This window comes from Streptomyces sp. NBC_00344 (genome assembly GCF_036088315.1).
Taxonomy (GTDB): Bacteria; Actinomycetota; Actinomycetes; order Streptomycetales; family Streptomycetaceae; genus Streptomyces.
The window spans coordinates 6171795-6185074 of the sequence record NZ_CP107996.1 but is presented as its reverse complement, the minus strand read 5'-3'; the positions used below and the strand labels follow the sequence as shown (position 1 = coordinate 6185074).

Below are 13280 nucleotides of genomic sequence, written 5' to 3'. Positions count from 1 at the left end.
TGAACAGCGACGCCACGCTATCGAGGAGACTTCCGATGACACTGCACGACATCTCGCTCCGCACCCTCACCGGAGAGCCGACCACGCTGGGGGCCTTCGCCGGGAAATCGGTCCTGCTGGTGAACGTCGCCTCCAAGTGCGGACTCACTCCGCAGTACGCGGGCCTGGAGCGGCTGCAGAAGGAATACGGGGACCGGGGCTTCACGGTCCTCGGGGTGCCCTGCAACCAGTTCGCGGGTCAGGAGCCGGGCAGCGCGGAAGAAATCCAAACCTTCTGCTCGACGACGTACGGGGTCAGCTTCCCGCTCCTGGAGAAGCTTGATGTGAACGGCGACGACCGCCACCCGCTCTACACCGAGCTCACCAAGCTCGCGGACGCCGAGGGCGCTGCCGGTGACGTCCAGTGGAACTTCGAGAAGTTCCTCATCTCCCCGGCCGGTGAGCCGGTTGCCCGGATCCGTCCCCGTACCGAGCCGGAGGACCCGGAGGTCGTCGCGGCGATCGAGGCCCAGCTTCCCGCCTGAGGCCGACCGGAACCGGGACCCCGGCCAGGCCGAGAGCCCGCCCGGCGGCCCCGGGGCGGTGCCTGTGCCGTGGCGGGCAGTGTTCGCCGGGCGAACACTGCCCGTAACGGCCCTAGCGGATAGGCATGCCCGACAGCGTCCGGGCGATCACCAGGCGCTGGATCTCGCTGGTGCCCTCGAAGATGGTGTAGATCGCGGCATCGCGGTGCATGCGCTCCACCGGGTACTCGCGGGTGTAGCCATTGCCGCCGAGGATCTGGATGGCCTGGGCCGTGACCTTCTTGGCCGTCTCACTCGCGTACAGCTTGGACATCGAGCCCTCGGCCGACGTGAACTGCTTGCCCGTGGTCGCCATCCAGGATGCGCGCCAGACCAGCAGCCGCGCGGCGTCGATTTGGGTACGCATATCGGCGAGCTGGAAGGCCACCCCCTGGTTGTCGATGATCGGGCGGCCGAACTGGCTGCGGGTCTTCGCGTAGTCGAGAGCGACTTCGTAGGCCGCACGTGCGGTGCCCACCGCCATGGCACCGACCGCCGGGCGCGAGGCCTCGAAGGTGGCCATGGCGGCGTTCTTCACCCGCTCGCCGCCACCCTGAGCGGCTCGCTCGCGCGCACGGGCCAGCCGTTCGTCGAGCTTCTCCTTGCCGCCGAGCAGACAGGCGCCCGGAATCCGGACGTCCTCGAGGACCACCTCGGCCGTGTGCGAGGCGCGGATGCCGTGCTTCTTGAACTTCTGGCCCTGCGTGAGGCCGGCCGTGTGCGGCGGGACGATGAAGGACGCGTGCCCCTTCGACCCCAGCTCCGGGTCGACCACGGCCACCACGACGTGGACGTTGGCGATGCCGCCGTTGGTCGCCCAGGTCTTGGTGCCGTTGAGCACCCACTCGTCCTTGGCCCCGTCGTACACGGCGCGGGTGCGCATCGCGGCGACATCGGATCCGGCGTCGGGCTCCGACGAGCAGAAGGCGGCGAGCTTGACGTCGTCCGGGTCGCCGTACATCTGCGGGATCCAGGTGCCGATCTGCTCCTCGGTGCCGTTGGAGAGCACACCGACCGCGGCAAGCCCGGTGCCCACGATCGACAGGGCGATACCGGCGTCGCCCCAGAACAGCTCCTCCATGGCCATCGGAATGCCGAGACCCGTCGGGTCGAAGAACTGCTGGGCGTAGAAGTCGAGTGAGTAGATGCCGACCTTGGCTGCCTCCTGGATCACCGGCCAGGGCGTCTCCTCACGCTCGTCCCATTCGGCGGCGGCGGGGCGGATGACATCCGCTGCGAACCCGTGGATCCAGTCGCGGACCTGCTTCTGGTCGTCGTTGAGCTCGAGCGTGAACTCGGCCATGTCCCCTCCAGCACTGCGTTCATTCGTTCCATGGGCATGTTACTTGCGGTAACTTCAGTCTGTTACTCGCAAGTAGCCCTGTCAACCACACGAACCTCCGACAGCACCGGTATCGAACAGGGTGTTACGTTTCGCGGAGGGGGGTAACGAATCGTACGGGCGGGGAGAGGCACCATGGGGACCACACAAGCCACAGATCAGCAGTCGGCGGCACGACGACGACGCAGAGAACTGCTGGAGGCCGCCGACCGTGTCGTGCTCCGGGACGGACCGCAGGCCTCGATGAACGCCATCGCCGCCGAGGCCGGCATCACCAAGCCCATCCTCTACCGGCACTTCGGCGACAAGGGCGGTCTCTACCGGGCCCTCGCCAAGCGCCACACCGACGCGCTGCTCGACGCGCTGCGGGCAGCCCTGGACGCCCCCGCCGACCGGCGTGAGCGGGTCGAGGCGACCCTCGACACCTATCTCGCGGCCATCGAGGCCCGCCCCCAGGTCTACCGGTTCCTGATGCACCCGGCCGACGACGCCCAGCAGCCCGAGCAGCCCTTCGACGTGGGGCTGCACTCGGCACCACTGCTGCGCAGGCTCGGCGAGGAGCTCGCCAAGGTGATCGCCGAACGGGTCGACCTCGGGCCGGACAGCGATCAGCTCGCCCGGGTCTGGGGCCATGGGATCGTCGGCATGATGCACGCGGCCGGTGACTGGTGGCTGGGCGAACGCCCCTGCTCCCGCGCCCAGTTGGTCAGCAGCCTCGCCGATCTGCTGTGGGGCAGGCTGGCCGGGTCGGCCGACCGCGCGGGCGGCCCGGGCTTCTGAGCGCGCCCCGAGTCTGCCTACGACCCCTGTCCGGCCTTGCGCAGCGCCCTGCGCCGGCGGCGGGCGGAGAGCCGGTCCGTGTATACCAGGCCCTCCAGGTGGTCGCACTCGTGCTGCAGACAACGGGCGAAGAAACCGGTGCCGGCGACTCTGACCGGCTCGCCGGTCACCGAGACACCCTCCACGACCGCATGGTCGAATCGCGGGGTGCCCGCCTCGACACCCGGCAGCGAGAGGCACCCCTCCGCCCCGCGCACGACGACCCCGTCAGCTTCGACCAGGCGCGGATTGACCAGATGGCCCACATGACGGACCTCTTCGTCGTCCGGGCAGTCGTACACGAACACCCGCAGGCCTGCGCCGACCTGGTTGGCGGCGAGACCGACGCCGTCGGCCGCGTACATCGTCGCGAACATGTCCTCGACGAGCCGCGCGAGCGGGGCGCCGAATTCGGCCACGTCCGCGCAACGGGCGTGCAGGACCGGGTCGCCGAACCGGCTCATCGGCCGCACACGTCCGGAACTGCCGGGGATCAGGCGGTTTCGCATGGCCGCAAGCGTACGTTCCACCGGTTCCGTACCGTCCCCGGTGGTGCCGAGGTCGGGCACGCAGCCGGATCTCGATAGGCTGAGCCCCGCGCCGATGCAAGGAGGATCCAGAACGATGGCAGGCAACACGGAGCCGCTGTCGCCGCGGGCCAAACTGGCCGTGACGGCAGGCAAGGCCGCAGCAGCGGTATCGCGCGCCGCGGGGCGCGGCAGCGGGTCGGTGATCGGCGGCAAGGTCGCGCTGAGGCTCGACCCCGACCTGCTGGGGCGGCTGGCCCAGCACCTGGACGTGATCCTGGTGTCGGCCACGAACGGCAAGACCACCACGACCCGTCTGATCGCCGAGGCACTGCGGGCCAGCGGACCGGTCGTCTCGAACGCCCTGGGCGCCAACATGCCGGCGGGGATCACCTCCGCGCTGGCGGGCGGATCCGACGCGCGCTACGGCGTGATCGAGGTCGACGAGAAGTATCTGGCCGGAGTGGCGCGCGACACCACGCCCAAGGCGATCGCCCTGCTGAATCTCTCCCGGGACCAGCTCGACCGGGCGGGCGAGACCCGCATGCTGGCCGAGAAATGGCGTGAGGGCCTGGCCGGCACCAAGGCCGTGGTGATCGCCAACGCCGACGACCCGCTGGTCGTCTGGGCCGCTTCCTCGTCCCCCACCGTGGTGTGGGTGGCCGCGGGACAGGAATGGCGGGACGACGCCTGGTCGTGCCCCTCCTGCGGCGGGGTGCTCCAGTGGCCGAACGACGAATGGTTCTGCGCCGACTGCGGTTTCCGCCGCCCCGCGCCCAGCTGGGCGCTGTCCGGCGACCATGTGCTGGATCCGCACGGCTCCGCCTGGCCGATCCATCTCCAGCTGCCCGGCCGGGCGAACAAGGCCAACGCGACCACGTCCGCGGCCGTCGCCGCCACCTTCGGGGTCCCCCCGCAGGTCGCTCTCGAGCGGATGTACTCGGTGCAGGCCGTCGCCGGCCGGTACGACGTGGTGTCGTACCTGGGACGCGAGCTGCGTCTGCTGCTCGCCAAGAACCCGGCGGGCTGGCTCGAGACGTTCTCCCTGATCGACCCGCCGCCCACCCCGGTCATCCTGGCCGTCAACGCCCGCGGCGCCGACGGCACGGACACCTCCTGGCTGTGGGACGTCGACTACACCCGTCTCGCCGGGCACCCGATTTTCGTGATCGGCGACCGGAAGCTGGACCTCGCGGTCCGTCTCGAAGTGGCCAATCAGCAGTTCCGGGTGTGCGAGACCGTGGACGAAGCGATCCAGTACGCACCGCAGGGCCGGATCGAACTGATCGGCAACTACACGGCGTTCCAGGACGTGCGCCGGCGCGTCGGCAACTGACCTCAGAGGAAACCATGATGAGCGACAACAGCCTGCGCCTGGTGTGGGTCTACCCGGACCTGCTGAGCACGTACGGCGACCAGGGCAATGCCCTGGTCGTGGAGCGCCGGGCCCGTCAGCGCGGCCTCGACGTGTCACGTATCGACGTACGCAGCGACCAGCCGGTACCGACATCCGGCGACATCTACCTGATCGGCGGCGGTGAGGACCGCCCGCAGCGGCTCGCATCCGAGCGGCTGCGCCGCGACGGCGGTCTCAGCCGTGCGGCCTCCAACGGCGCGATCATCTTCTCGGTCTGCGCCGGCTACCAGATCCTCGGCCACGAGTTCATCAACGACCTCGGTGAACGCGAGCCAGGGCTCGGTCTGCTCGACGTGGTCTCCACGCGCGGCGAGGGCGCCCGGTGCGTCGGCGACGTGTACGGCGACATCGACCAGCGCCTCGGTCTGCCGCCGCTGACCGGCTTCGAGAACCACCAGGGCATCACCCATCTCGGACCCACCGCGCGCCCGTTCGCGCGGGTGTCGCTCGGACGGGGCAACGGCACCGGGGACGGCACCGAGGGCGCGTACAACGACACCGTCTTCGGCACGTACATGCACGGACCGGTGCTGGCCCGCAACCCGCAGATCGCTGACCTGCTGCTGAAGCTGGCGCTTGATGTCAACGCGCTGCCCCCGACCGACGACCGGTGGTACGAGGCACTGCGTGCCGAACGCGTCGCCGCAGCTACGCAGCCCGCATGAGGCCCTCTGCGTACATGTGAGCGGTGTCCAGCAGTCGGACGCCAGATGCGGTCCGGCCGCTCCGCGCCGGTATGGTGACGGGGATCCAACCGGACGACGTGGTCCGGTCCTCGGCCCACGTTGCAAAGGTTTTTCGGGCAATGCGAATTGGTGTGCTCACCTCCGGCGGGGACTGCCCCGGCCTGAACGCCGTCATCCGCTCGGTAGTTCACCGTGCCGTCGTCGATCACGGTGACGAGGTGATCGGCTTCCACGACGGGTGGAAGGGGCTGCTCGAGTGCGACTACCGCAAGCTCGACCTCGACGCGGTGGGTGGCATCCTGGCCCGCGGCGGGACGATCCTCGGCTCCTCCCGGGTACAGCCCGCCCACCTGCGTGACGGCGTGGAGCGCGCCAAGGGCCATGTCGCCGACCTCGGCCTCGACGCGATCATCCCGATCGGCGGCGAGGGCACCCTCAAGGCGGCCAGCCTGCTCTCCGACGCGGGACTGCCGATCGTCGGCGTACCGAAGACCATCGACAACGACATCGCGTCGACGGACGTGACGTTCGGTTTCGACACGGCCGTCGGCGTCGCGACCGACGCCCTCGACCGCCTCAAGACCACAGCCGAATCGCACCAGCGGGTGCTGATCGTCGAGGTCATGGGGCGCCACACCGGCTGGATCGCACTGCACTCGGGCATGGCCGCCGGTGCGCACGCCATCGTGGTCCCCGAGCGCCCCTTCGACATCGACGAGCTCACCGAGCTGGTCGGCAGGCGTTTCTCGGCCGGCAAGAAGTTCGCCATCGTGGTGGTCGCGGAGGGCGCCAAGCCCCGCGAGGGCTCGATGAGCTTCGATGTGGGTGCCAAGGACATGTACGGCCATGAGCGCTTCGCCGGTGTGGCCAGGCAGCTCTCCGTCGAGCTCGAGCAGCGACTGGGCAAGGAGGCCCGCCCGGTGATACTCGGCCATGTCCAGCGCGGCGGCACCCCCACGGCCTATGACCGCGTCCTGGCGACCCGGTTCGGCTGGCACGCGGTGGAAGCCGCGCACCGCGGGGCTTTCGGGATGCTCACGGCGCTGCGTGGCACGGAGATCGTCATGGTGCCGCTGGCCGAGGCGGTGGAGACCCTGAAGACCGTCCCGGCCGAACGCTACGCCGAAGCCGAGTGCGTCCTCTGACGGCTCCTCCTCCGAGGACAGCGCATTCGTCCGATACGGCACGAACTGCCCCCGGTCGCGATTGCGGCCGGGGGCAGTTCTAGTCTGGTGCGGACATCAGGCACGGATCAGGAGTGAGTGGATGGATCACGGCGGGCACGGCATGACCATGGATCTGCCGCCGTTCACGCTGGGCCGGGGGCTGGCTTTCTCCGCGGACCCGTTTTTCCTGATCGGCTGCCTGCTGGGGCTGGCACTCTACGGCTGGGGCGCATTGCGGCTGCGCCGGCGCGGCGACAGCTGGCCGGTGCACCGGATCGTGTTCTTCACCATTGGTGTGCTGACCGTGGCCCTGACCATGTGCACCAAGCTCAACGACTACGGCATGGTCATGTTCAGTGTGCACATGGTGCAGCACATGATCATCTCCATGCTCTCGCCCATTCTCCTGCTGCTCGGCGCACCGGTCACGCTGGCGCTGCGCGCCCTGCCGGTGTCCGGCCGGGACAGCCGCAAGGGTCCGCGGGAACTTCTGCTCGCGCTGCTGCAGAGCCGCTACATGCGGATCATCACGCACCCCGCGTTCACGATTCCGCTGTTCATCGCAAGCCTCTACGGGCTGTACTTCACTCCGCTCTTCGACACGCTCATGGGGTCGAAGACCGGACACATCGCGATGATGGTGCACTTCCTCTTCGTCGGTCTGGTCTTCTTCTGGCCGATCATGGGTGTGGACCCGGGGCCGCACCGGCCCGGTTACCTCATGCGCATGCTGGAGCTCTTCGCCGGCATGCCGTTCCACGCCTTCTTCGGCATCGCGCTGATGATGGCGACCGAGCCGATGGTGCAGGCGTACACGCACCCGCCGCTTTCGCTGGGCATCGACGCGCTCTCCGACCAGGAGGCCGCGGGCGGGATCGCCTGGGCGTTCAGCGAGGTCCCGTCGGTGCTGGTGCTGATCGCGCTGGTCTTCCAGTGGTACCGGTCTGAACAGCGGGTCGCCCGGCGCTCCGACCGGGCCGCCGACCGTGACGGTGACAAGGAGCTGGCCGCGTACAACGCCTATCTCGCGTCACTGCAGACACGCGGCCAGTAGCGGGGATGCCCCCTCTCGGGCGACGATGGTGCTCCAGCCCGGAGGAGGAGCGGCATGCCCGGTTCCACGAAAGCGATGGGTGTCACGACCATCGGTGCTCTGGTCACGGTCACGGGGTACACGGCGGTGCTCGGCAGTAACGGCTGGCTGTGGTTCGGCTGGGTTGTCCTGGGGCTGGTGACCCTCGGGATGATCGCCTCGCGCGGCAGCGACTGAGCCGGGGCGCGGACCCGACGCCCCGCCGGACGGCATCGGTGCGCTCCGCCGCCCTGCCGGCCCGGTCGCGGTGCCGTTCCGGCCAGACCGTGACCGGGAGCGACAGCCCGCGCCGGACCGGCGCATCCGCTCCGGCCGGCCTCCGGGCGCCCCGGCACGCCGCCACACCCGGACGGCGAGGGTGAAAGGCGCCCACCGGGCCGGTCGCGGTGATCGCCGCTGTTGGCGACGCGGTGGTTACACGAAGCAACCCCTGCATTTAGACTGACCGCCCCGGGACAAGCAGTGACCTGGCCGGACACACCACTGGGGCGCGTCCGGCGGAGCGAAAGGATCCGGGTGTTCTACTACATCCTGAAATACGCCATTCTGGGACCTCTGCTCCGACTGTTGTTCCGGCCCACGACCGTGGGGCTCAAGCACATCCCGGAAGATGGCGCGGCGATCGTCGCGGGGAACCATCTGTCATTCTCCGATCATTTCCTGATGCCGACTGTCCTCCGGCGGCGTATCACCTTCCTCGCCAAGCAGGAGTACTTCACCGGCCCCGGGCTCAAGGGACGTCTGACCGCGGCGTTCTTCCGGAGCGCCGGGCAGATCCCGGTCGACAGATCGGGCAAGGAGGCGGGAAAGGCCGCGGTTCGCGAGGGCCTGGGTGTGCTGGGCAGAGGTGAGCTGCTCGGGATCTATCCGGAGGGCACCCGCTCGCACGACGGGAAGCTGTACAAGGGCAAGGTGGGTGTCGCGGTGATGGCCATCAGGGGCCAGGTCCCCGTGGTGCCATGCGCCATGGTCGGCACCTTCGAGATCCAGCCGCCGGGGCAGAAGGTGCCGAAGATCAAGCGGGTGACGATCCGCTTCGGCGAACCCCTCGACTTCTCCCGCTATGCCGGCATGGAGAACCAGAAGGCGGCGCTGCGCGCGGTGACCGACGAGATCATGTACGCGATCCTCGGCCTCTCGGGTCAGGAGTACGTCGACCAGTACGCCGCGGACGTGAAGGCCGCACACGCCAAGAAGTTCCCCAGAAAGCTGCGTTGAGGGCGCATTAGCCCTGAGCAGAAGACCCTGGCCCGGGTGGCACAGCGGTACCTAGCGTGGAGACATGACAACGGGAAGCGCTTTCGTACTGGGAGCAACAGGACAGATGGGCCGCGCCGTTGTGCGCACTCTCGCGGCGGACGGCTGGGAGGTACGGGCGGGCTCCCGGGGAGCCGGCCGTGACGACCACTGGCCGGACGGCGTCCGCAGTGTGCGGCTCGACCGGGACGATGAGGGGGCGCTCGCCTCGGCTCTCGGGGACGGCTGCGATGTGCTGGTCGACATGGTCGCCTACGACCGGTCCCACGCAGGGCAACTGACCGGCCTGGCCGACCGGATCGGATCCGCGGTGGTGATCTCCAGCGGTGCCGTGTACGAGGACGACGCGGGACGCAGTTTCGACACCCAGGGTGATCCGGACGGCTTCCCCCGGTACCCGGTGCCGATCCCGGAGGAACAGCCGACGGTTGCCCCGGGGCCCGCGACATACGGCACCCGCAAGATCGAGCTGGAGCACGGACTGCTGTCCGCGGCTGCGACGCTCCCGGTGACCCTGGTACGCGCAGGCGCGGTTCATGGTCCGCACTGCCGCACACCGCGCGAACTGTTCTTCGTCAAGCGGGCGCTCGACCGGCGGCCGGTCCGGGTTCTGGCGCACGGCGGCAGGAGCCGCTTCCATCCGGCCCATGTCTCCAATCTCGCGGAGATGATCCGGCTGGCCGCGCGCCGGCCCGGGTCACGCGTCCTCAACGGGGCGGATCCCCAGGCACCCACCGTCGCCGAGATCAGCGCGGCCATCGACGAGGCCATGGGCGTCCGGAGCGAACTCGTGCTGATCGAGGGCCCCGCGCCCGTCGGGAACACACCCTGGGGTGTCGACCACCCCGTGGTGTACGACATGTCGGCCGCCGAACGTGAGCTGGGCTACCGTCCGGTGACGGGCTACGCCGAATCACTCCCCGAGACCGTGGAGTGGCTCACCGCCCAACTGCACGGCCGGGACTGGCGGCAGGCATTCCCGGCGATGGCGAAGACCTACGACCCGCATCTCGACCTCTTCGACTACGCGGCCGAGGACGCATGGCTCAAGGGCGCGGGCCGGTCCGGCTCCAGGTGACCCGGCGGCGGGCGCAGCTGTCCGTGGACCGTCTGCTGCCCTGTCCCCGGCCCGCCCGGGCGGACCGCACCTCCCGGGTGGGGCTGCCGGATTTCCCGGCAGCCCCACCCGGGCTATGGCTTCACGGCTGCGGCGTCGCGTGCGGTGTGCATGTCACGTCGCTGCGGTCCGTGCCGCCGGTCAGCAGATAGGTGTCGACCCGGCTGTTGACGCATGGGTTGACCAGTCCGGTCACACCGTGCGAACCCGCGTCCTTCTCGATGATCAGACGCGAGCCCTTGAAGCGCTTGTGCAGTTCGACGGCGCCCTCGAACGGTGTGGCGGCGTCACGCTTCGACTGCACGATCAGTACCGGCGGCAGCCCCTTGCCCGTGTGGACGTCCACCGGGGTGTGCTGCTTCGCGGGCCAGGTGGCGCAGGGCAGGTTCATCCAGGCGTTGGACCACGTGAGGAACGGGTAGTCCTTGTTGAGCCGGGTGTTGTCCCGGTCCCATGTGCGCCAGCTGGTCGGCCACTTGGCGTCCGCGCACTCCACGGCCGTGTAGACCGCGGTGCTGTTCTCCGCGGAGATGTTGCCCGCGGTGTCGGACATGTCCGGCCCTGCTGCGTCCACCAGCGCCTTGGTGTCGCCCGCGAGATAGGCGCTCCAGGTCTTGGCGACTGGAACCCACGAGGAGTCGTAGTACGGGGCACTCTGGAAGAGACCGAGGAGCTCGGCGGGTCCGACGACCCCGCCGATCGGGCTCTTCTTCGCCGTTGCCCGCAGCTCGAGCCACCGCTTTTCGACCTTGGCGGGGGTGTCGCCGATGTGGAAGGTGGCGTCGTTCTTCGCGACCCACGCCTCCCAGTCGTTCCAGCGTCCCTGGAAGGCGACGTCCTGGCCGAGGTTGGCCTCGTACCAGATGTTCGACTGCGCGGGATTGACCACGCTGTCGACGACCATGCGGCGGACATGGCCCGGGAAGAGGGTCCCGTAGACCGCACCGAGGTAGGTGCCGTAGGAGACACCCAGGTAGTTCAGCTTCTTCTCACCGAGTGCCGCCCTGATGACATCCAGGTCTCGCGCGGTGTTCGGTGTGGTCATGTACGGCAGCATCGCGCCGCTGCGCGCCTGGCAGCCGTCCGCGTACTCCGCGGCGAGTTTGCGCTGGGCGCGCTTGTCCGCCTCACTGTCCGGCACCGGGTCGGCCTTCGGAGCCTTGACGGACTCCTGCGGGTCGATGCAGGAGATCGGGGCCGAGTGGCCCACCCCGCGCGGGTCGAAGCCCACGAAGTCGTACGCCTTCGCGGTGTTGACCCACACAGCGCTCTTACTGGTGGAGCGTACCGGGAAACGCATCCCGGAACCTCCGGGGCCGCCCGGGTTGTAGACCAGGGAGCCCTGTCGCTCGGATGCGCTCCCGGTGCTCACCGCACGGTCCACGGCCAGCTTGATATGCCGTCCGTCCGGCCGCGCGTAGTCGACGGGGACGCTGACCCAGCCGCACTGCACCGGTGTGGCGAGTGCCCAGTCCGCCGGACAGTCCCGCCAGTCGATGCCCTGCTTCGCCGCCCGTGCCGCGGCGATCGCGGCGCCGTACGCCTCGGAACTGCCGTGGTGGCCGTGGTGACGGTCACCGGCGACGGCCGATGGAGCGGCCATGGCGCCCGCTATGAGAGTCGCCGCGGCCAGAGCGCCGGCCGAGCCGAGCACTGCGGTACGTCTCACGTGGTACCTCCCCCTGTGTGAAGCGCCGCGCGCGGCGGCGCTGTCCAGTACGTACGGGGATCCTCGCTGCTGAACCATCCCTGACAACAGGCCGCATGGGCGTTTCTTTACCAACCCGAAATGCGGACGGCTGAGTACCGCTGAGCGGTACTCCGGCTGTGCGGGTGCTGTGCGGCTCACCAGCCCTCGCTGTTCACCGCCTCGTCCAGCAGGGCGCGCAACCCCATCGCATCGGCAGCGAGCGCCGTGACCAGCACTGCCGGACCGGCGAGCGGGGTCAGTGCCGCTGTCTCTCCGAGCAACCGCGGAAGTGGCTTCTTCTCCACGAAACCCGGCTCGGCGACCAGGAGTTGGCCAACCGCCCGGTATCCAGCAAGCACGGCTCCGCCGTCCCACCCGCCGGCGGCGCGGGGGCCGAATCCGAGTTCCTGGTCGAGCAGAGGGCGTCCGCCGTGGCGCACGGTGAGCCGTGTTCCGAGCGTGCCAGGAGCCTCGCCGTGGCGGCCCAGGACCTGTTCCTCGCGGAAGACCAGCCGGGCGCCCTCCGCCAGATCGATGCGGGTGGTCATCCGCAGACGGCTGCCTCTGACGCAGATCAACTGCTCAGGAAGCCAGCACAGTTCGGCATCCTCGCCGACGGTGATCCGGATGTCGTACCGGGCCGGTTCGTCGCCGTGTCCTGGAAGGGCGATCGTCGCGGCCGCCGAGCCGAGCCGGAGCCGTGCGCCGGGGCGCACCTCGGCCTCGACGGCGAGCCGGTCCCCGTTGAGCGGTGCGCTCATCGCGCCGACAACGGTGACACCGGCCGCAGTTCCGGAGCCGCGGGTACGCCTCAGCGCCAGCGGCCCGTCACTCTCGAGAACGGGCAGCGCCGTGCCGCCCCGGCCGTCGGGGGCCGCAACGACACGGGCAGTGGCTCTGATGCTCATGCGGTCCAGCCGGCGAGCTGTGCGCGTACCCAGTCGGCCACCGGGCGTACACCGTCCTCACCCTTCAACGAAGTGAGGACGAAGGGGCGTTCGGCGCGCTGGGCGGCCGCGTCGCGGGCCATCCGGTCGAGATCCGACCCCACATGGGGTGCGAGGTCGGTCTTGTTGATGACGAGCAGATCGGCCGTGGTGATTCCGGGGCCGCCCTTGCGCGGGATGTCGTCCCCTCCCGCCACATCGATGACGAAGATCTGCGCGTCGACAAGGCCTCTGGAGAAGGTCGCCGTGAGGTTGTCGCCGCCCGACTCGAGCAGAATCAGGTCGAGCGGTCCCACCGCGTCCTCCAAATCCTCCACCGCTTCGAGGTTGGCGGAGATGTCGTCGCGGATCGCGGTGTGCGGGCAGGCCCCCGTTTCCACGGCCCTGATCCGCTCGGGTGGCAGAACGGCGTTGCGCAGCAGGAACGCGGCGTCCTCACGGGTGTAGATGTCGTTGGTGACCACCGCGATGGAGAGTTCGGTGCGCAGGGAGCGGCAGAGCGCGGCGACCGTCGCGGTCTTGCCGGATCCGACGGGGCCTCCCAGGCCCACGCGCAGGGCCCGCTTCGTTCCGTCGGGGCGGGTGGCGTCGGCGCTGACCGCCATGGCGGGGCGGAGGTGGTCGAGATGCATACGGCGGCTCCAGTGGTGTGACAG

The 13280-nt window shown here is 69.5% G+C and carries 14 protein-coding genes; 9 read left to right on the top strand and 5 right to left on the bottom strand.

From position 1 onward, the window contains the following. The first annotated feature begins 35 nt into the window (after nt 1–35). Nucleotides 36–524, top strand: a complete 489-nt coding sequence (locus tag OHS16_RS28075; protein ID WP_328540030.1) for a glutathione peroxidase — start codon at nt 36–38, stop codon at nt 522–524. 112 nt (nt 525–636) lie between these two features. On the opposite strand, the gene OHS16_RS28070 is transcribed toward OHS16_RS28075, so the two are convergent. Then, nucleotides 637–1866: an acyl-CoA dehydrogenase family protein gene (locus OHS16_RS28070; protein WP_328540029.1), complete on the bottom strand. Its 1230-nt coding sequence runs from the start codon at nt 1864–1866 to the stop codon at nt 637–639. Nucleotides 1867–2040: 174 nt separating this feature from the next. Here OHS16_RS28070 and OHS16_RS28065 point away from each other — a divergent pair, with 174 nt between their 5' ends. Next, nucleotides 2041–2685 carry a TetR family transcriptional regulator gene (locus tag OHS16_RS28065; protein ID WP_328540028.1) on the top strand — a complete coding sequence of 215 codons (645 nt, stop codon included), beginning with the start codon at nt 2041–2043 and terminating at the stop codon, nt 2683–2685. Nucleotides 2686–2702: 17 nt separating this feature from the next. On the opposite strand, the gene def is transcribed toward OHS16_RS28065, so the two are convergent. Beyond that, complete coding sequence (gene def, locus OHS16_RS28060) at nt 2703–3233, bottom strand: peptide deformylase (RefSeq protein ID WP_328540027.1); 531 nt, start codon at nt 3231–3233, stop codon at nt 2703–2705. A 115-nt stretch (nt 3234–3348) separates the two neighbouring features. On the opposite strand from def, the gene OHS16_RS28055 reads away from it, so the two are divergent. The 7 genes from OHS16_RS28055 to OHS16_RS28025 all read left to right on the top strand — a co-directional run bounded on the left by OHS16_RS28055 (nt 3349) and on the right by OHS16_RS28025 (nt 9948). Beyond that, nucleotides 3349–4587 (top strand): MurT ligase domain-containing protein, encoded by a 1239-nt coding sequence (locus tag OHS16_RS28055; RefSeq protein ID WP_328540026.1) that lies wholly within the window; start codon nt 3349–3351, stop codon nt 4585–4587. A gap of 17 nt (nt 4588–4604) precedes the next feature. After that, entirely contained in the window at nt 4605–5333 is a 729-nt protein-coding gene (locus tag OHS16_RS28050; protein ID WP_328540025.1) for a type 1 glutamine amidotransferase, read from the top strand. Between the two features lie 140 nt (nt 5334–5473). Continuing rightward, nucleotides 5474–6499 carry a 6-phosphofructokinase gene (locus OHS16_RS28045; RefSeq protein WP_328540024.1) on the top strand — a complete coding sequence of 342 codons (1026 nt, stop codon included), beginning with the start codon at nt 5474–5476 and terminating at the stop codon, nt 6497–6499. Nucleotides 6500–6620: 121 nt separating this feature from the next. Then, the gene (locus OHS16_RS28040; protein ID WP_328540023.1) at nt 6621–7574 is read left to right on the top strand and encodes a cytochrome c oxidase assembly protein; all 954 of its coding nucleotides are present in this window, start codon (nt 6621–6623) and stop codon (nt 7572–7574) included. A 54-nt stretch (nt 7575–7628) separates the two neighbouring features. After that, nucleotides 7629–7790, top strand: a complete 162-nt coding sequence (locus tag OHS16_RS28035; protein ID WP_328540022.1) for a hypothetical protein — start codon at nt 7629–7631, stop codon at nt 7788–7790. A 339-nt stretch (nt 7791–8129) separates the two neighbouring features. Continuing rightward, nucleotides 8130–8831 (top strand): lysophospholipid acyltransferase family protein, encoded by a 702-nt coding sequence (locus tag OHS16_RS28030; protein WP_328540021.1) that lies wholly within the window; start codon nt 8130–8132, stop codon nt 8829–8831. Between the two features lie 64 nt (nt 8832–8895). After that, the gene (locus tag OHS16_RS28025) at nt 8896–9948 is read left to right on the top strand and encodes an NAD-dependent epimerase/dehydratase family protein (RefSeq protein WP_328540020.1); all 1053 of its coding nucleotides are present in this window, start codon (nt 8896–8898) and stop codon (nt 9946–9948) included. Nucleotides 9949–10069: 121 nt separating this feature from the next. Here the strand turns inward: OHS16_RS28025 and OHS16_RS28020 are convergent, their stop codons facing one another. The 3 genes from OHS16_RS28020 to ureG all read right to left on the bottom strand — a co-directional run bounded on the left by OHS16_RS28020 (nt 10070) and on the right by ureG (nt 13256). Then, entirely contained in the window at nt 10070–11656 is a 1587-nt protein-coding gene (locus tag OHS16_RS28020) for an alpha/beta hydrolase (protein ID WP_328540019.1), read from the bottom strand. Nucleotides 11657–11832: 176 nt separating this feature from the next. Next, nucleotides 11833–12585: an urease accessory protein UreD gene (locus OHS16_RS28015; RefSeq protein ID WP_328540018.1), complete on the bottom strand. Its 753-nt coding sequence runs from the start codon at nt 12583–12585 to the stop codon at nt 11833–11835. After that, the gene (gene ureG / locus OHS16_RS28010; RefSeq protein ID WP_328540017.1) at nt 12582–13256 is read right to left on the bottom strand and encodes an urease accessory protein UreG; all 675 of its coding nucleotides are present in this window, start codon (nt 13254–13256) and stop codon (nt 12582–12584) included. Before ureG ends, OHS16_RS28015 begins: the two co-directional genes overlap by 4 nt. Between the last annotated feature and the right edge of the window lie 24 nt (nt 13257–13280).

Excerpts from the sequence above, each read along its gene's own strand:
- OHS16_RS28045 (WP_328540024.1), top strand. The coding sequence starts at position 5,474 with ATGCGAATTGGTGTGCTCACCTCCGGCGGGGACTGCCCCGGCCTGAAC.
- OHS16_RS28015 (WP_328540018.1), bottom strand. The coding sequence starts at position 12,585 with ATGAGCATCAGAGCCACTGCCCGTGTCGTTGCGGCCCCCGACGGCCGG.
- OHS16_RS28065 (WP_328540028.1), top strand. The coding sequence starts at position 2,041 with ATGGGGACCACACAAGCCACAGATCAGCAGTCGGCGGCACGACGACGA.
- OHS16_RS28070 (WP_328540029.1), bottom strand. The coding sequence starts at position 1,866 with ATGGCCGAGTTCACGCTCGAGCTCAACGACGACCAGAAGCAGGTCCGC.
- OHS16_RS28075 (WP_328540030.1), top strand. The coding sequence starts at position 36 with ATGACACTGCACGACATCTCGCTCCGCACCCTCACCGGAGAGCCGACC.
- OHS16_RS28035 (WP_328540022.1), top strand. The coding sequence starts at position 7,629 with ATGCCCGGTTCCACGAAAGCGATGGGTGTCACGACCATCGGTGCTCTG.
- def (WP_328540027.1), bottom strand. The coding sequence starts at position 3,233 with ATGCGAAACCGCCTGATCCCCGGCAGTTCCGGACGTGTGCGGCCGATG.
- OHS16_RS28055 (WP_328540026.1), top strand. The coding sequence starts at position 3,349 with ATGGCAGGCAACACGGAGCCGCTGTCGCCGCGGGCCAAACTGGCCGTG.
- ureG (WP_328540017.1), bottom strand. The coding sequence starts at position 13,256 with ATGCATCTCGACCACCTCCGCCCCGCCATGGCGGTCAGCGCCGACGCC.
- OHS16_RS28025 (WP_328540020.1), top strand. The coding sequence starts at position 8,896 with ATGACAACGGGAAGCGCTTTCGTACTGGGAGCAACAGGACAGATGGGC.
- OHS16_RS28040 (WP_328540023.1), top strand. The coding sequence starts at position 6,621 with ATGGATCACGGCGGGCACGGCATGACCATGGATCTGCCGCCGTTCACG.
- OHS16_RS28050 (WP_328540025.1), top strand. The coding sequence starts at position 4,605 with ATGAGCGACAACAGCCTGCGCCTGGTGTGGGTCTACCCGGACCTGCTG.